This is a genomic window from Photorhabdus asymbiotica, assembly GCF_003634575.1.
GTDB lineage: Bacteria > Pseudomonadota > Gammaproteobacteria > Enterobacterales > Enterobacteriaceae > Photorhabdus > Photorhabdus asymbiotica.
In genome coordinates, this window is sequence record NZ_RBLJ01000005.1 from 392,345 (window position 1) to 410,131 (window position 17,787).

At 43.3% G+C, this 17,787-nt stretch carries 11 protein-coding genes, 1 tRNA gene and 2 rRNA genes; 4 read left to right on the forward strand and 10 right to left on the reverse strand.

Features of this window, described 5'->3' with window-relative positions; all coding sequences use genetic code 11:
- Positions 1 to 32: 32 nt before the first annotated feature.
- From BDD30_RS21495 to BDD30_RS21505, 3 genes are all read right to left on the reverse strand, one after another.
- Positions 33 to 3,054, reverse strand: a 23S ribosomal RNA gene (locus BDD30_RS21495).
- A 189-nt stretch (positions 3,055 to 3,243) separates the two neighbouring features.
- Positions 3,244 to 3,319, reverse strand: a tRNA-Glu gene (locus BDD30_RS21500).
- Between the two features lie 82 nt (positions 3,320 to 3,401).
- Positions 3,402 to 4,946: ribosomal RNA gene (locus BDD30_RS21505) — 16S ribosomal RNA — on the reverse strand.
- Together the 16S and 23S rRNA genes with 1 tRNA gene alongside form the textbook arrangement of a ribosomal RNA operon.
- 589 nt (positions 4,947 to 5,535) lie before the next feature.
- Here BDD30_RS21505 and mdtD point away from each other — a divergent pair.
- Positions 5,536 to 6,927, forward strand: coding sequence for a multidrug transporter subunit MdtD (gene mdtD, locus BDD30_RS21510; protein ID WP_012776251.1), 1,392 nt, complete (start codon positions 5,536 to 5,538; stop codon positions 6,925 to 6,927).
- On the opposite strand, the gene rbsR is transcribed toward mdtD, so the two are convergent.
- From rbsR to rbsD, 6 genes are all read right to left on the reverse strand, one after another.
- Positions 6,924 to 7,925 carry a ribose operon transcriptional repressor RbsR gene (rbsR, locus tag BDD30_RS21515; protein ID WP_012776250.1) on the reverse strand — a complete coding sequence of 334 codons (1,002 nt, stop codon included), beginning with the start codon at positions 7,923 to 7,925 and terminating at the stop codon, positions 6,924 to 6,926. The genes mdtD and rbsR overlap by 4 nt on opposite strands.
- Positions 7,926 to 7,927: 2 nt before the next feature.
- Complete coding sequence (gene rbsK, locus BDD30_RS21520; protein WP_012776249.1) at positions 7,928 to 8,857, reverse strand: ribokinase; 930 nt, start codon at positions 8,855 to 8,857, stop codon at positions 7,928 to 7,930.
- 171 nt (positions 8,858 to 9,028) lie between these two features.
- Positions 9,029 to 9,919 carry a ribose ABC transporter substrate-binding protein RbsB gene (rbsB, locus tag BDD30_RS21525; RefSeq protein WP_012776248.1) on the reverse strand — a complete coding sequence of 297 codons (891 nt, stop codon included), beginning with the start codon at positions 9,917 to 9,919 and terminating at the stop codon, positions 9,029 to 9,031.
- Positions 9,920 to 9,943: 24 nt separating this feature from the next.
- The gene (gene rbsC / locus BDD30_RS21530) at positions 9,944 to 10,915 is read right to left on the reverse strand and encodes a ribose ABC transporter permease (protein ID WP_012776247.1); all 972 of its coding nucleotides are present in this window, start codon (positions 10,913 to 10,915) and stop codon (positions 9,944 to 9,946) included.
- Between the two features lie 6 nt (positions 10,916 to 10,921).
- Positions 10,922 to 12,427: a ribose ABC transporter ATP-binding protein RbsA gene (rbsA, locus tag BDD30_RS21535; RefSeq protein WP_012776246.1), complete on the reverse strand. Its 1,506-nt coding sequence runs from the start codon at positions 12,425 to 12,427 to the stop codon at positions 10,922 to 10,924.
- A 7-nt stretch (positions 12,428 to 12,434) separates the two neighbouring features.
- Positions 12,435 to 12,854 carry a D-ribose pyranase gene (gene rbsD, locus BDD30_RS21540; protein ID WP_041381437.1) on the reverse strand — a complete coding sequence of 140 codons (420 nt, stop codon included), beginning with the start codon at positions 12,852 to 12,854 and terminating at the stop codon, positions 12,435 to 12,437.
- Between the two features lie 266 nt (positions 12,855 to 13,120).
- Here rbsD and ravA point away from each other — a divergent pair, with 266 nt between their 5' ends.
- A complete protein-coding gene (gene ravA, locus BDD30_RS21545) occupies positions 13,121 to 14,620 on the forward strand; it encodes an ATPase RavA (protein ID WP_041381436.1) in 1,500 nt (499 codons plus the stop codon).
- 4 nt (positions 14,621 to 14,624) lie between these two features.
- Positions 14,625 to 16,082, forward strand: coding sequence for an ATPase RavA stimulator ViaA (gene viaA / locus BDD30_RS21550; RefSeq protein ID WP_012776243.1), 1,458 nt, complete (start codon positions 14,625 to 14,627; stop codon positions 16,080 to 16,082).
- Between the two features lie 5 nt (positions 16,083 to 16,087).
- Here the strand turns inward: viaA and asnA are convergent, their stop codons facing one another.
- The gene (asnA, locus tag BDD30_RS21555; protein ID WP_041381435.1) at positions 16,088 to 17,080 is read right to left on the reverse strand and encodes an aspartate--ammonia ligase; all 993 of its coding nucleotides are present in this window, start codon (positions 17,078 to 17,080) and stop codon (positions 16,088 to 16,090) included.
- Between the two features lie 166 nt (positions 17,081 to 17,246).
- Between asnA and asnC the strand changes: the two genes are divergently transcribed.
- Positions 17,247 to 17,708 (forward strand): transcriptional regulator AsnC, encoded by a 462-nt coding sequence (asnC, locus tag BDD30_RS21560; RefSeq protein WP_012776241.1) that lies wholly within the window; start codon positions 17,247 to 17,249, stop codon positions 17,706 to 17,708.
- The last annotated feature ends 79 nt before the right edge of the window (positions 17,709 to 17,787 follow it).

The window sequence follows — 17,787 nt, forward strand, 5'->3', positions numbered from 1 at the left end:
GTCTTCTGACACCAAAACACCTTCGGCGTTGTAAGGTTAAGCCGCTCGGTTCATTAGTACTGGTCAGCTCAATGCATCGCTGCACTTACACACCCAGCCTATCCACGTCTTCGTCTTAAACGTTCCTTCCGTGACTCAAGTCAAGGGAAGACTCATCTCAAGGCAAGTTTCCCGCTTAGATGCTTTCAGCGGTTATCTCTCCCGCACTTAGCTACCGGGCTATGCCATTGGCATGACAACCCGTACACCAGCGGTGCGTCCACTCCGGTCCTCTCGTACTAGGAGCAGCCCCTTTCAATCTTCCTACGCCCACGGCAGATAGGGACCGAACTGTCTCACGACGTTCTAAACCCAGCTCGCGTACCACTTTAAATGGCGAACAGCCATACCCTTGGGACCCACTTCAGCCCCAGGATGTGATGAGCCGACATCGAGGTGCCAAACACCGCCGTCGATATGAACTCTTGGGCGGTATCAGCCTGTTATCCCCGGAGTACCTTTTATCCGTTGAGCGATGGCCCTTCCATTCAGAACCACCGGATCACTAAGACCTACTTTCGTACCTGCTCGAGCCGTCACTCTCGCAGTCAAGCCAGCTTATGCCTTTGCACTAACCTCACGATGTCCGACCGTGATTAGCCAACCTTCGTGCTCCTCCGTTACTCTTTGGGAGGAGACCGCCCCAGTCAAACTACCCACCAGACACTGTCCTCAGCCCGGTTCACGGGCCCAAGTGAGAACATCGAACATTCAAGGGTGGTATTTCAAGGTCGGCTCCATGCAGACTGGCGTCCACACTTCCTAGCCTCCCACCTATCCTACACATCAAGGCTCCATGTTCAGTGTCAAGCTATAGTAAAGGTTCACGGGGTCTTTCCGTCTTGCCGCGGGAACACTGCATCTTCACAGCGAGTTCAATTTCACTGAGTCTCGGGTGGAGACAGCCTGGCCATCATTACGCCATTCGTGCAGGTCGGAACTTACCCGACAAGGAATTTCGCTACCTTAGGACCGTTATAGTTACGGCCGCCGTTTACTGGGGCTTCGATCAAGAGCGTCGCCTTGCGGCTAACCCCATCAATTAACCTTCCAGCACCGGGCAGGCGTCACACCGTATACGTCCACTTTCGTGTTTGCACAGTGCTGTGTTTTTAATAAACAGTTGCAGCCAGCTGGTCTCTGCGACTGGCTTCAGCTCCAGAGGTCAACTCCTTCACCTAATGCCAGCGTGCCTTCTCCCGAAGTTACGGCACCATTTTGCCTAGTTCCTTCACCCGAGTTCTCTCAAGCGCCTGAGTATTCTCTACCTGACCACCTGTGTCGGTTTGGGGTACGATTCAATATGACCTGATGCTTAGAGGCTTTTCCTGGAAGCCGGGCATCAACCACTTCACCGCCGTAGCGGCTCGTCATCACGCCTCAGTGTTCACAGAAGAGCGGATTTGCCTGCTCCTCCCACCTACCCGCTTAAACCGGGACAACCGTCGCCCGGATGGCCTAGCCTTCTCCGTCCCCCCTTCGCAGTCACATTCAGTACAGGAATATTAACCTGTTTCCCATCAGCTACGCTTTTCAGCCTCACCTTAGGGGTCGACTCACCCTGCCCCGATTAACGTTGGACAGGAACCCTTGGTCTTCCGGCGAGCGGGTTTTTCACCCGCTTTATCGTTACTTATGTCAGCATTCGCACTTCTGATACCTCCAGCAGGCCTCACGGCGCCACCTTCCACGGCTTACAGAACGCTCCCCTACCCAGCGACACTTACGTGTCGCTGCCGCAGCTTCGGTGCATGGTTTAGCCCCGTTACATCTTCCGCGCAGGCCGACTCGACCAGTGAGCTATTACGCTTTCTTTCAATGATGGCTGCTTCTAAGCCAACATCCTGGCTGTCTGGGCCTTCCCACATCGTTTCCCACTTAACCATGACTTCGGGACCTTAGCTGGCGGTCTGGGTTGTTTCCCTCTTCACGACGGACGTTAGCACCCGCCGTGTGTCTCCCGTGATACCATTCTTCGGTATTCGCAGTTTGCATCGGGTTGGTAAGCCGGGATGGCCCCCTAGCCGAAACAGTGCTCTACCCCCGAAGATGAACTCACGAGGCGCTACCTAAATAGCTTTCGGGGAGAACCAGCTATCTCCCGGTTTGATTGGCCTTTCACCCCCAGCCACAAGTCATCCGCTAATTTTTCAACATTAGTCGGTTCGGTCCTCCAGTTAGTGTTACCCAACCTTCAACCTGCCCATGGCTAGCTCACCGGGTTTCGGGTCTATACCCTGCAACTCATTTCGCCCAGTTAAGACTCGGTTTCCCTGCGGCTCCCCTATCCGGTTAACCTTGCTACAGAATATAAGTCGCTGACCCATTATACAAAAGGTACGCAGTCACCCCACCCCAAAACGCTCCACTGCTTGATTGTTGTGTTGGGCGTCGCTACCGCTCCGCCAACCGCGCATCAGTGATGCCGTTACGCATTTTGTGCACCACACAAAGCGAAACGCTTTGGTGGTGGGGCTCCCACTGCTTGTACGTACACGGTTTCAGGGTCTCTTTCACTCCCCTCACCGGGGTTCTTTTCGCCTTTCCCTCACGGTACTGGTTCACTATCGGTCAGTCAGGAGTATTTAGCCTTGGAGGATGGTCCCCCCATATTCAGACAGGCTTTCTCGTGTCCCGCCTTACTCATCGAACTCACACCCCACACACCTTCGAGTACGGGGCTATCACCCTCTCTCGCCGGCCTTTCCAGGCCGTTCCTCTGATGTGCAGGCTGATGCTGGTTCTGGGCTCCTCCCCGTTCGCTCGCCGCTACTGGGGGAATCTCGGTTGATTTCTTTTCCTCGGGGTACTGAGATGTTTCAGTTCCCCCGGTTCGCCTCATTAACCTATGAATTCAGTTAATGATAGTGCACCGCAGTGCACTGGGTTTCCCCATTCGGACATCGCCGGCTTATCACGCTTCATATCAGCTCACCGACGCTTTTCGCAGATTAGCACGTCCTTCATCGCCTCTGACTGCCTAGGCATCCACCGTGTACGCTTATTCGCTTAACCTCACAACCCGAAACTGTCTCGGATTGTGCAGCTTGAGAGACTCGTCAATAATACCTCGGTGATATTATCAACAGTTTCAATTTTTCAGCTTGTTCCAGATTGTTAAAGAGCTTATATCGCTAAACCGATTCTTAAAATCCGCTTAAAGATACATCAACGACCACGCCTTTCACCCGTCGTCCCGCAAGGTGGCGTCCCCTAGGGGATTCGAACCCCTGTTACCGCCGTGAAAGGGCGGTGTCCTAGGCCTCTAGACGAAGGGGACCCGATAGTCAGCTTCGCAGACGCACCCGTGCTCTACTTTCATCAGACAATCTGTGTGAGCACTGCACTCAACGCATCTCAGGTAAGGAGGTGATCCAACCGCAGGTTCCCCTACGGTTACCTTGTTACGACTTCACCCCAGTCATGAATCACAAAGTGGTCAGCGCCCCCCTCGCGGTTAGGCTACCGACTTCTTTTGCCACCCACTCCCATGGTGTGACGGGCGGTGTGTACAAGGCCCGGGAACGTATTCACCGTAGCATGCTGATCTACGATTACTAGCGATTCCGACTTCATGGAGTCGAGTTGCAGACTCCAATCCGGACTACGACAGACTTTGTGTGTTCCGCTTGCTCTCGCGAGGTCGCTTCACTTTGTATCCGCCATTGTAGCACGTGTGTAGCCCTACTCGTCAGGGCCATGATGACTTGACGTCATCCCCACCTTCCTCCGGTTTATCACCGGCAGTCTCCTTTGAGTTCCCACCTCAACGTGCTGGCAACAAAGGATAAGGGTTGCGCTCGTTGCGGGACTTAACCCAACATTTCACAACACGAGCTGACGACAGCCATGCAGCACCTGTCTCAGAGCTCCCGAAGGCACAACCTCATCTCTGAGGTCTTCTCTGGATGTCAAGAGTAGGTAAGGTTCTTCGCGTTGCATCGAATTAAACCACATGCTCCACCGCTTGTGCGGGCCCCCGTCAATTCATTTGAGTTTTAACCTTGCGGCCGTACTCCCCAGGCGGTCGATTTAACGCGTTAGCTCCGGAAGCCACAGCTCTAGGCCACAACCTCCAAATCGACATCGTTTACAGCGTGGACTACCAGGGTATCTAATCCTGTTTGCTCCCCACGCTTTCGCACCTGAGCGTCAGTCTTCGTCCAGGGGGCCGCCTTCGCCACCGGTATTCCTCCACATCTCTACGCATTTCACCGCTACACATGGAATTCTACCCCCCTCTACGAGACTCTAGCCAACCAGTCTTAGATGCCATTCCCAGGTTGAGCCCGGGGATTTCACATCTAACTTAATTGACCGCCTGCGTGCGCTTTACGCCCAGTCATTCCGATTAACGCTTGCACCCTCCGTATTACCGCGGCTGCTGGCACGGAGTTAGCCGGTGCTTCTTCTGCGGGTAACGTCAAAATTTAACCCTCTTCAGGCCAAACCCTTCCTCCCCGCTGAAAGTACTTTACAACCCGAAGGCCTGCTTCATACACGCGGCATGGCTGCATCAGGCTTGCGCCCATTGTGCAATATTCCCCACTGCTGCCTCCCGTAGGAGTCTGGGCCGTGTCTCAGTCCCAGTGTGGCTGGTCATCCTCTCAGACCAGCTAGGGATCGTCGCCTAGGTAGGCCATTACCCTACCTACTAGCTAATCCCATCTGGGTTCATCCGAGGGCGTGAGGCCCTTTCAGGTCCCCCACTTTGGTCTCGCGACATCATGCGGTATTAGCCACCGTTTCCAGTGGTTATCCCCCGCCCTCGGGCAGATCCCCAGACATTACTCACCCGTCCGCCGCTCGTCAGCAAAAGTGCAAGCACTTTCCTGTTACCGCTCGACTTGCATGTGTTAGGCCTGCCGCCAGCGTTCAATCTGAGCCATGATCAAACTCTTCAATTTAAAGTTTGATGCTCAAAGAATCGTCCTGTTAGTTCGTAATGAATTAACTGTTGTTCACTCTTCAAGACTTTAAAACGTATTTTTTGTGATACCGTCTTGTGAGTGCCCACACAGATTGTCTGATTAATTGTTAAAGAGCAGGCCAAATCAAAAATTAATATTCTCGGTCAGCCGGGCTGCGTATATTACGCCGTTTGCCCGCAGAGTCAAGCCCTTATTGGCTTTTCTCTGCCTGGCCTGACAACGTTTATCAGCGTTGTGTCGGTCAGTGGTGGCGCATTATAGGGCGTTCTTCAGCGCTGGCAAGTGTTTATTTGCAAAAAACTTTCGTTCGTGTTTTTTTTCAACAAATCTTATATTTTTGGTGGTTTTTTTATACAAAGACTAATGTTATCGACAGTAATTCTTCTCAAATTTAAAAGCTGTTGCTGGTAATCGCGCAATTCAAAGAACAAAAAAAGCGTCCCAGAAAAACCTTTCTTATTTCTCTTGGCTGAAAAAATCAGGTAATAGAGAATGATATTATATAGTAATGTGTTAGATTAATATCTAATCAAATACTGGTTAGACAAATAAGCAGGATTATTTAATGGTAAAAACCGCTCGTAATATGGCGGGGCTACCCTGGATTGCCGCAATAGCTTTCTTTATGCAAGCTTTAGATGCAACAATTCTCAACACGGCATTGCCCGCTATTGCTGAAAGCCTCGAACACTCCCCCCTAGCGATGCAATCTGCTGTTGTCAGCTATACTCTGACTGTTGCCCTGCTAATTCCGGTCAGTGGCTGGTTAGCAGATCGCTTCGGTACCCGCCGAATATTTATTTTTGCTGTATCCTTGTTTTCTCTAGGCTCCCTTGCCTGTGCTTTATCAGGCAATTTAGCTTTTCTGGTCGTTTCCCGAGTAATTCAAGGAATTGGTGGTGCAATGATGATGCCTGTTGCTCGTCTTGCCTTATTACGTGCATACCCACGTAGTGAACTTTTGCCCGTGCTGAATTTTGTCACTATGCCGGGATTAGTAGGGCCCATTCTCGGTCCTATGCTCGGTGGATTATTAGTAACTTATGCCACCTGGCACTGGATATTTATTATCAATATTCCAATCGGTTTATTGGGGATTATTTATGCTAAAAAGCATATGCCTAATTTTACAATGCCAAAACGTTCGTTCGATTTTTCCGGTTTCATACTTTTCGGACTGAGTTTAATAATGGTTTCTATCAGTTTGGATTTACTAGGAGAAAGTTCATTACCAAGTTATATACCATTCACAATTATGATTGTTGGTTTTACAATGTTATTTGGCTACTTGATGCACGCTAGAAAACACCCTCAGCCACTAATCAGTCTGAACTTATTCCGTACCCGTACATTTTCTATCGGCATCATCGGTAATATTGTTACACGCTTAGGAACTGGATGTATTCCTTTCCTGATGCCTTTAATGTTACAAATTGGATTTGGTTATCCAGCAGTCATTGCCGGTATGATGATGGCACCAACAGCTATCGGTTCCATTATTGCCAAGTCTTTTGTTACTAATGTACTGACCCGCTTTGGTTACCGTAAAATTCTGGTTAGCATAACAGTCATTATCGGCCTGATAATTTCTCAATTTTCACTGCAATCACCAGAAATACCCGTTGTTCTTTTAGTTATTCCGCTATTTTTACTAGGTATGGCTGTATCTATTCAGTTTACTTCAATGAATACCATCACTCTGGCTGATCTGACCAATAATAATGCTAGCTCAGGAAATAGTTTATTAGCTGTAACTCAGCAATTATCTATTAGTTTCGGTGTTGCAGTAAGCGCTGCTATCCTCCGTTTCTATGATTCCATGCCTCATGGAACAACAGTTGATCACTTCCATAACACTTTTATTACTGTCGGAATAATGACTTTACTCTCTTCTTCCACCTTCCTGTTACTACATAAGGAAGATGGAGATAATCTAATTAAGGAAAAGAACACTTAAGAACGAAAAACAGAGTTACGCTCAATTAGTGTTGGAGTTAATACTAGCAATTTAGGATCACTTTCCGGGTTACCCATCCGATAAAGCAAAGTATCAATAGCTAATTTCCCCAGTTCATCTTTCGGCTGATGAATGGTTGTCAAAGGCGGGATCATATAAGGAGCAAGATCGATATCATCATACCCAATGATGGAAATGTCATTTGGCACAGAAAGTCCAGCTTGGTAAAGAGCCTGATAAGCGCCAACAGCCATTGCATCATTACCGGCAAAAACAGCTTCTGGTGGTTCTGGATGCTGCAATAATTTCTGCATTGATTCAAAACCACCAGCAAACTCAAAATCACTATAAATTTCATATCCGTCAGGAATAGCATAGCCAACTTTTGCCATTGCCTTTCTATATCCTTCCAATCGATGACGAGCTGGAGTTTTATCTTGTGGGCCCGCAATACAAGCTATTTTTTTAAAACCACAGCTAATAAGGTGATTGGTAGCCATTTCCCCTCCCAACAAGGAATTATCCTGGATAATATCACCAACAATATCAAATGGAGACCAATCCATCATAACCATTGGTAAAGGAGGATAACGACGCAAAACATCGCAGGAAGTGCATTGGTTTTCAGCACACATGATAAGCAATCCATCTACCCGTTTTTGTAACAGAGTTTCCATGCTGTGGTCCATCCGTTTAATATCACCTTCTGTATTACACAGAATAAGACTGTAACCACGTTCATAACAACTTCGTTCCACTCCTCTTACAATTTCAGCATAAAAAGGATTATTACTGGTTGTTACCAACATACCAATGGTTTTGGTTTGCTTGACTTTGAGACTTCGAGCAAGTGCTGATGGCGCATAATTCAGTTGATTAATAGCATCATTAACTTTCTTTTTTACACCATCACTAACATAACGGTTATTGTTAATAACATGAGACACAGTTGATGTAGAAACACCCGCAAAGCGAGCAACATCTTTGATTGTAGCCACTGTTAGTCCTGTTCAGTTAAAAATGTATCAATTTCATTTCGCCATGGAATAGAAGGTTGAGCTCCCTGACGGGTTACTGCTATTGCAGCAGCAGAATGGGCAAATCTTACAGCCGATAACATTACTTTTCCTTCCAATAATGCTGTCGCTAATGCACCATTGAAGGTATCTCCTGCTGCAATAGTATCTACAGCTTTAACTTTAAATCCTGGAACAATTTTTCCTTTCTGACCTTTTTCACTCAACCATATTCCACAGCTACCTAATGTGATAATTACTGTTTCAATACCTTTACCATGCAACACCTTAGCAGCCTTTTCCGCATCAGAATTATCTTTTATTGTAATTCCTGTCAGATATTCAACTTCAGTTTCATTCGGAGTAATAATGTCCACCAGTGAGAGTAACTGATCAGATAATTTTTGTGCCGGCGCAGGATTTAGTATGACTTTCGTATTATTCTGTTTAGCTGTCTCTGCCGCAAGTTGTACAGTTTCCAATGGTGATTCAAGTTGTATTAATAATGCATCTGCTTCTTTGATAATATTTTGATAGCGATGAAAATATTCTGGTGTTAACGCAGCATTAGCGCCCGCATTAATGCAAATAACATTTTCACCTTGTTGATTAACAAGAATCAATGCTACACCCGTTGTTTCTCCTTCAATAGCTTCAATGCTAGAGGTGTTAACATTATCCATTGCTAATTGCTGGCAAATACGGGAACCAATATCATCCTGGCCTACACAAGCAATAAATGTAATGTCAGCACCACTGCGACCTGCCGCTACCGCTTGGTTAGCACCTTTACCACCAAAAGCAATCTGATATTGTTTCCCGATCACCGTTTCACCCGGACGAGGGAATGATTCAAGATTTAATATATGGTCAGCATTGATGCTGCCAACCACTGCAAGTTTTGCTGTACCCATTCTTAATCCTTTTCCGTCATGCCACTACCATGAATAGCAACGGCACAGTCATATATACCCTTCATCTTTCAAGTTGCTGCTTTCACACCCCCCAGTCACATAGTTATCTATGCTCCTGGGGATGCGTTCACTTGCCGCCGCGCTGCAAATTGAAATCTATTGGGTATAGGCTTATTTTTTAATAATTAACTCCAACTCTACAGGAATGACGGCATCAACTTTTTCACCTTTCAGCACCTTATCTGCCGTCTGAACGCCAATGATACCAATCTGATCAGGACGCTGAGCGATTGTTGCTCCTAATTTTCCACTTTGAACAGCTTTGATACCATCTTCAGTACCATCAAAACCAACAACCAATACATCGCTTTTCCCTGCTGCCTGCAAAGCACGCAGAGCACCCAACGCCATTTCATCATTTTGAGCAAACACAGCTTGTACATTTGGATGAGCCGTCAGTAAATTCTGCATAACATTCAAACCCTTGGTACGGTCAAAATCAGCAGTCTGATTAATCAGAACATTAAATTTATGCTCTTGCGCTACTTTATTAAATCCTTCACCGCGTTCTCGGGCAGCCGATGTACCAATAATACCTTCCAACTGAATAACTTGTGCCCCATTTCCTAGTATTTCAGCAATAAAATCACCTGCAATTTTACTTCCCCGTCGGTTATCAGAAGCAATATGGCTAACAACTCTACCTTTATTCGCCATCCGATCGAGAGTAATTACCGGAATTTCCGCATTGTTAGCCATGATAATGGCATTACCTACAGCATCAGAGTCTGTTGGATTAATTAGCATCAATTTAATACCACGTACTGTCAGATCCTGAACGTTAGCCAATTCTTTCGCAGGATTATCCTGAGAGTCCAAGACAATCAAGTTATAGCCCAACTTATTTGCTTCTTTTTGAGCGCTGTCTTTCATAGTGACAAAGAATGGATTATTCAATGTAGAAATGACCAATGCGATAGCATCTTTTGCCAGTGTATTCGCACTCATAGTCGCACTTAATGCAACAGCAGATAAAATTGCCGCCAGTTTCTTCATTTTCATTGTGTTATTTCCTGTAGGATAAGGTTATTTACCACTTTTGTTATCAATCAGAACTGCCAACAATATTACAATTGCTTTAACGATCATCTGGTAGTTAGAAGAAATACCTAATAAGTTTAAGCCATTATTTAAAAAACCGAGAATTAACGCACCAATTAGAGTACCAACAATTAACCCCTTACCACCTGACAGACGGGTTCCTCCCAATACTACAGCAGCAATTGCATCCAGTTCATAACCATTCCCTGCCATTGGCTGGGCAGAAGAAAGACGAGCGACCTCAATAATACCTGCTAGTGCGGTCAGCAAACCGCATAAGGAATAGACGATAATCTTGATTTTATCGACACTGATACCAGATAAACGGGTAGCGGATTCATTACCACCTAAAGCATAAATATAACGGCCTAAACGGGTATAGTGCAGGATATACCAAGCAATAACAAAAACTATCAACATCAACCATACTGGGGTAGGAATACCCAATGGACGACCAATACCAAACCAGCTAAACAGATCCGCGTTATCGCTAAATCCTGTATTTATCGGGCTGCCATCAGTATAGACACGAGTTATTCCACGAAGTAATAACATCATGACCAGAGTAGCAATAAAGGCTTGTATTTTACCTTTAGCAATTATTATTCCTGTACCAGCTCCGATCGCAGCACCTAAAGCTAAGCCACTGACTATAGCCACCAATGCATTAACATCCATACCAACCAGAGAAGCAGCTACTGCTCCTGTCAACGCGAGCAGTGAACCAACAGATAGATCAATACCCGATGTCAGAATGACCAGTGTCATCCCAACGGCCATAATGGCGTTAACTGATGTCTGTTGAAGAATATTAAATAAATTATCTAAAGTGAAAAAATTCGGACTAAGAGAGGAAACCACTATTATTAACACTAATAATGCAATTAGCGATTTTTGCGCCAGCAACCATTCTTTAGTGAACCAACGTTTAGGTGTCAATGATGCATTAGAATTCATACTGAATTATTCCTGAACCACATCGTAGTGTTTACCAACCGCTGCCGCCATTAAAGCTTTTTGAGTTGCTTGCTCAGCAAAGAATTCTGCGCTGATATGTCCTTCATGCATGACCAAAATTCTATCACTCATTCCTATCACTTCCGGCATTTCAGAAGAAACCAGGATGATACTCAGACCTCCTTTTTTGAACTGATTAATCAGCTGATAAATTTCTTTTTTTGCACCAACATCTATACCTCGAGTAGGTTCATCTAGGATAAGAACTTTTGGCCTGGTCATTAATCCACGAGCAATTGCTACTTTTTGCTGATTACCGCCAGAAAGCAGATTAATAGTCTGTTCCATTGAAGGTGTTTTTATATTAAACAGTTTAATAAAGTTACTAACTGCCTGCCGCTCTTCTTTATGGTTCAAACTACCTGATTTATTACTGAAATAACGTAAGGCAGTCAGAGACATATTCTCTTTAACTGACATTCCCAAAACTAAACCATCACGTTTTCGATCTTCTGAAATATAAACAATCCCATAAGCTAACGCATCCTGAGGATTACGAGTTATAACGGGATTCCCATCCAAAGTGATCTGTCCCTGTGTCTTTGGCAATGCACCATAAATAATTCTCATTAACTCCGTACGGCCAGCCCCCATCAGCCCCGATATACCCAGAATTTCTCCGCTATAAAGGGAAAAACTGACATTTCTCACACCGGGGCCAGAAATTTCCTCAACTTCAAGCCGTTTCTTACCACGAGGTAAATTCAAGCGGGGATATTGATCTTCCAGTTTTCGACCAACCATCATTTCAATTAAGTTGTCTTCTTTTAATTCTTTTACCTGTTTTTCATCAATAAATTGCCCATCACGGAGTATCGTAACATCATCACATATTTCAAAAATATCTTTCAGACGATGGGATATATAAACAATACCGCACCCCTGAAATTTCAATTCACGTATCACTCTGAACAGCGATTCAGTTTCTGTATCAGTCAGTGCATCCGTTGGTTCATCCATAATGATGACTTTGGATTCAAAGCTCAGTACCTTGGCTATTTCAACCATTTGCTGTTCACCGATAGAAAGCTCAGTTACCCGCCGGTGACTGCTATAACTTAGATTCAACTTTCTTAAAAGGCGATCCGCTTCCTGATACATCTTCTTCCAGTCAATGGTGCCGAACTTATTAACAAATTCGCGTCCCAAGAAAATGTTTTCAGCAATAGTCAATTGAGAAACAAGATTTAATTCTTGATGAATAATTCCGATACCCGCTTCCTGAGAAGATTTAGGGCTAGAAAAAGTCACTTCTTTACCCAAGTAACGAATCATGCCTGTATCTCTGGTATATATCCCAGTCAACACTTTCATCATCGTGGATTTACCTGCACCATTTTCTCCGACCAATGCCATAACTTTGCCCGGGTAAACTCGTAACGCCGCATCAGATAATGCTTTGACACCAGGAAAAGATTTACCAATTCCTTTTAGTTCTAGTACAGGTTGCATAACCGCCTCAGAAAGTTACACCAGCACAAAGGATGATATTGGCATAAGGAGAATTTTCCCCTGTACGAATCATCGCTCGGCTATGTTCCGTTTTCTCTTTCAATGTATTATGACTAATATATTCTATAGTGATTGAATTCCCTTGCTGTTTCTCAAGCTCCTTAATCTGAGCCAATATTAATTGATGAATCAAAGGATTATAGCTAATGATCTCCTTTGCTAAAAATGCAGCTTCAACCTGCATTTCATGTGTAACGACTTTGAGAACCGATATAAAGCAGGGAATCCCCTGGGTTAGCGCTAAATCAATCCGCTGGGCTGAAGAAGGAATTGGTAATCCAGCATCACCAATTGTAATCTGGTCAGTATGCCCCAACCGAGAAATTACGGCTGAAATTTCAGAATTAAGCAATACACCTTTTTTCATTTTTTATTCCATTAGCGAAACGTTTCGCTAATTAAGCAATATATAAAGTAACATTTTAAATGCAACATTATTGATACAAAAATGTGATCGTTATCGAAACGTTTCGCTAATAAAAAAACAAAAAACAAACGTTAACTTATTGAATATTTGACGCTGAATCGATTTTTAAGGTAAATATTATTTTCATGACAAAAACCTATGAATAAGACTTCTTTCACATATAGCTAATAATTTATTTAACCCAGTAGATAACATTGGTATGGATTATGCAAATAGCAGAAAAAATAGCTTGTTTAAGTAACTATTTGGAAAGTGGCCTGTATGAAAGACAACAGGCGATTCGTTTATGTTTGTTAGCTGCATTATGCGGGGAAAGTGTTTTTCTACTTGGCCCTCCAGGAATCGCTAAAAGTCTGATAGCCCGCCGACTGAAATTTGCGTTTCATGATGCTAGAGCATTTGAATATCTGATGACTCGCTTCTCCACTCCTGAAGAAATTTTCGGACCTCTTTCTATCCAAGCGTTGAAAGACGAAGGACGTTATCAACGCTTAACTACTGGCTATTTACCTGAAACTGAAATTGTTTTTCTTGATGAAATATGGAAAGCTGGCCCAGCAATTCTCAATACCTTGCTGACTGCAATTAATGAAAAAAAATTCAGAAATGGAGATATCGAAGAAAAAATCCCAATGAGGTTACTAGTAACAGCCTCCAATGAATTACCTGAAGCAGATAGTAGCCTTGAAGCTCTTTATGACCGAATGCTAATCCGTATTTGGTTGGATAAAATTCAGGAAAAACAGAACTTTCGAGCATTACTCACTAACCATAAAAATGAAATCGATAACCCTGTCCCTGCAAACATTCAAATAACAAGTGAAGAATTCCATCAATGGCAAAATGAAATTAATAAAATAGCCTTGCCAGATAATTGTTTTGATATTATCTACCAACTACGTCAACAACTTGATGTGACAGAACACTCACCTTACGTTTCAGATCGGCGTTGGAAGAAAGCAATTCATTTATTACAAGCCAGTGCTTTCTTCAATGGTAGAAAAGAAATATCATTTCTCGATTTAATATTACTAAAAGATTGTTTATGGCATGATCTTCACTCATTCAAACTATTACCTCAACATCTAAATACTCTAATAACCGAACAAGCATATCAGCAAAGAGTATTATCTCAGCAAATCGATTCACTTTATCACCAATGGATTCAAGTCCGTCAAGATAAAAACAATCAACAGGCATTCCAGTTAGGAAAAAAAATTCATCTTTTTAGGCACAAAACGCAATATTCGCTACCCGATCATATCAATGAAGAGAAATTGACCTTATTCCTGCATACACCTCTTTATGTCCATGATATTCAGGTCAATTTCATTGAAATAGAAAAAAAGATTCTTAATATCTGGATAAACAAAGGTGGAAAATTGCCAGCTCGCTTAAACAGTATTGGTTTTCCACAAAACATAACAGCCGAAATTAATTCAGCACACCAGATAGAAATTTTCGATATTAGCCGTCGCTCATCCACTTTATATTTACCAGATAGTCAATACCAACAAAATGAAAAAAGCAGCAAGTGGCTAGAGAGGTTTGACAAAATTAATCAAGATATTCACCACCAACGCCAATTATTTAACCAGCATAAACCATGTCTGTTTATTGAAAGTCATTGGCTTAATACGATAGAACAAAGCTTTATCCAACTGACAGATAAGCTCAACCAACTGAAAACAAAAATGGGCAATTAATTAAATGATTAGTCTAACAACCCTTGATCTTTTATTGTCAGTAAACGAAGGGGAGCTAATAGAAGAGCTCGTACTAACCCTCTTGGCTTCACCTCAGCTAGCTATCTTTTTTGAAAAATATCCTCGCTTGAAACGTGCGCTGTTAAAAGACATTCCCGGCTGGAAACAAGATTTACAACAAAGGATTAAAGAAGCATTAATTCCTGCTACTCTGGCAGAAGAATTTCAGTTATATCAACAACTACTACCTGCCAGCACAGATAATTTCTATCTTAAACTTCCCGAGATTCTGGAAACACTGAGCCGAATTGAATCACCTTTTTATACAGAAGCCCAGAAACTGGCAACTAATGCTATTGATCATTCAAATACACTGCAAACGTTGTTTATTCAACGATGGAGACTTAATTTGATATTGCAAACCACAAACTTCCACAAGGAATTATTGGAACAAGAAAAAGAGCAATTATTAGCGGAACTGCAACAGAGGCTGACACTAAGCGGTAATCTCGACCCTATTCTCAACGAAAATGACAGAGCAGCAGGGCGGTTATGGGATATGAGTAAAAGTCAAATAAATCATTCCCGAAATGATACGCAGTTATTGATTCACTATAGTGAGTTTCTTCGCCAACAACCTGAACTGGAAAAACTGGCTCAATTACTTGGACGCAGTCAATCTGCAAGATCAAAACTACAGGAAAACCATCTTCTCGAACCATTTACTACTATTGAGCGAACACCAGATACCATTCCTGAGCAGGTGAATGGTATAGGACAAAGTGATGATATTTTACGTTTGTTACCAACGGAACTAGCAATATTGGGAATTGAAGATCTGGAATATGAATTTTATCGTAGATTGATAGAAAAGCGTTTATTTACCTATCAATTACAAGGAGATAGCTGGAAACAGAAAACAACATTACGGTCAGTCACTCATTACAGCCAAGAAGAAAAACCGCGGGGACCATTTATTGTCTGTGTAGATACTTCCGGCTCTATGGGAGGATTCAATGAAAAATGCGCCAAAGCCTTTTGTCTCGCACTGTTACGCATTGCATTGGCTGATGATCGCAACTGTCATATCATGTTATTCGCTACAGAAGTTGTGCACTATGAACTATCTTCATCAGATGGTCTGGAACAAGCTATTCGTTTTCTTAGTCAGACTTTCACAGGAGGAACAGATTTAACTTTTTGCCTAACAAGTACAATAGAAAAAATGAAAGAGCAACACTGGCAAGATGCTGATGCTGTTGTTATTTCAGATTTCATTGCCCAACGTTTGCCGGGCTCACTAATCCATCAGATAAAAAATCTGCAACAGCATCAGCAACACCGCTTCCATGCGGTCTCCATGTCCCAATATGGTAAGCCCGGTATTATGCGGATATTCGATTATATCTGGCGCTTCGATACCGGACTCAAAAGCCGTTTATTGCGAAAGTGGCGTCACTGAGTAAATCAAAGCATGTCTTCTACAGTTTCACGTACTTCAGGCGACCATATGCTACATTGAACTTGGCCAATATGTTTCATTTGCAGCAGTAACATTACCAAACGGGATTGACCAATCCCCCCACCAATTGACTGTGGCATATCGCCTTTAAGTAACGCCTGGTGCCAGTCATATTGCAAGCGATCTTCATCACCAGTCAATGATAATTGGCGCTCCAATGTTGCTGCATCAACACGGATACCCATGGAAGAAATTTCAAAAGCATCCTCCAGAACAGGGTTCCAAACAATGATGTCACCGTTCAAACCAGCAAAACCATCACTGTTTGGTGTTGTCCAATCATCGTAATCTGGTGCACGAACATCATGAGATTGCCCATCAGATAATTTTGCACCGATACCAATAAGGAAAACAGCTCCCAACTCTTTAGCAATAGCGCGTTCACGTCCTTTTGCATCCAGCTCCGGATAACGGCTCAAAAGCGCTTCGCTGTGAACAAAGTGAATTTGATCTGGCAGGAACGGTGCCAGACCAAACTCTTTGCTGACAGCTTTTTCTGTTTCTTTTATCGCTTCGTAGATTTTACCTACTGTCTGTTTAAGATAAGCAAGCGAACGTTGCCCATCTCCCATCACTTTTTCCCAATCCCATTGATCAACATAAACAGAGTGGATTGGTGTTAAGCGATCCTCATCCGGACGCAATGCTTTCATGTGAGTGTAAAGCCCTTGTTCTGGCTGAAAATCAAAACGTCCCAATGTCTTACGTTTCCATTTAGCCAGTGAATGCACAACTTCGAAAGTTGAGTCCGGTAAAGTCTTCACTTTTACCTGAACAGCTTTTTCATGGCCAGACAAGTTGTCCTGGATGCCATCACCCAAGCAGCTCAACATTGGCCCTTGCACTTCAATTAAACCCAGCTTACTTTCCAGTAGGCGGGAAAAGAAGGATTTCACGAAACTGATTTGTTGCTGCTTCTCAATAAATGACTTTTTCATAATATTATTCTCGAATTCTTTAAATGACCCTGATGTCCTGTTGAAAACATTAAGCAATAAAATGGGGAACAAATTCAATATACTTTAATAAAAATAGTCTTTATTGTTTATATAATTCATTTTTAAGATGAAAAAAATGATTATTCAATAAAAAATGAGGTTAGAAATGTCAGAAATTTATCAGATCGATAATTTGGACCGTGACATACTTCACGCTTTAATGGACAACGCACGTACACCTTATGCAGAGCTCGCAAAGAAATTTGCAGTCAGCCCAGGAACAATTCACGTTCGCGTAGAAAAAATGAAGCAGGCGGGGATTATCACCGGTACCAGAGTAGATATCAGTCCTAAACAACTTGGTTATGACGTTTGTTGCTTTATTGGCATTATTCTTAAGAGCGCTAAAGATTACCCATCAGCGTTGAAAAAGCTGGGTAACCTTAATGAAGTGGTTGAGGTTTATTACACAACAGGTCACTACAGCATCTTCATTAAGGTCATGTGCCGCTCAATTGAATCTCTTCAAGATGTACTTATCAACAAGATACAGACTATTGATGAAATCCAATCAACAGAAACCCTGATCTCCTTACAAAATCCGATCATGCGGACAATTAAGCCATAATATAAAATTTGTTATAACCACATTATCCACAGGTAGATCCCAACAGATTCACAGAGTACAATAGCCATTCTTGAAATTT

Excerpts from the sequence above, each read along its gene's own strand:
- asnC (WP_012776241.1), top strand. The coding sequence starts at position 17,247 with ATGTCAGAAATTTATCAGATCGATAATTTGGACCGTGACATACTTCAC.
- rbsA (WP_012776246.1), bottom strand. The coding sequence starts at position 12,427 with ATGCAACCTGTACTAGAACTAAAAGGAATTGGTAAATCTTTTCCTGGT.
- mdtD (WP_012776251.1), top strand. The coding sequence starts at position 5,536 with ATGGTAAAAACCGCTCGTAATATGGCGGGGCTACCCTGGATTGCCGCA.
- rbsB (WP_012776248.1), bottom strand. The coding sequence starts at position 9,919 with ATGAAAATGAAGAAACTGGCGGCAATTTTATCTGCTGTTGCATTAAGT.
- rbsD (WP_041381437.1), bottom strand. The coding sequence starts at position 12,854 with ATGAAAAAAGGTGTATTGCTTAATTCTGAAATTTCAGCCGTAATTTCT.
- ravA (WP_041381436.1), top strand. The coding sequence starts at position 13,121 with ATGCAAATAGCAGAAAAAATAGCTTGTTTAAGTAACTATTTGGAAAGT.
- viaA (WP_012776243.1), top strand. The coding sequence starts at position 14,625 with ATGATTAGTCTAACAACCCTTGATCTTTTATTGTCAGTAAACGAAGGG.
- rbsK (WP_012776249.1), bottom strand. The coding sequence starts at position 8,857 with ATGGGTACAGCAAAACTTGCAGTGGTTGGCAGCATCAATGCTGACCAT.
- rbsC (WP_012776247.1), bottom strand. The coding sequence starts at position 10,915 with ATGAATTCTAATGCATCATTGACACCTAAACGTTGGTTCACTAAAGAA.
- asnA (WP_041381435.1), bottom strand. The coding sequence starts at position 17,080 with ATGAAAAAGTCATTTATTGAGAAGCAGCAACAAATCAGTTTCGTGAAA.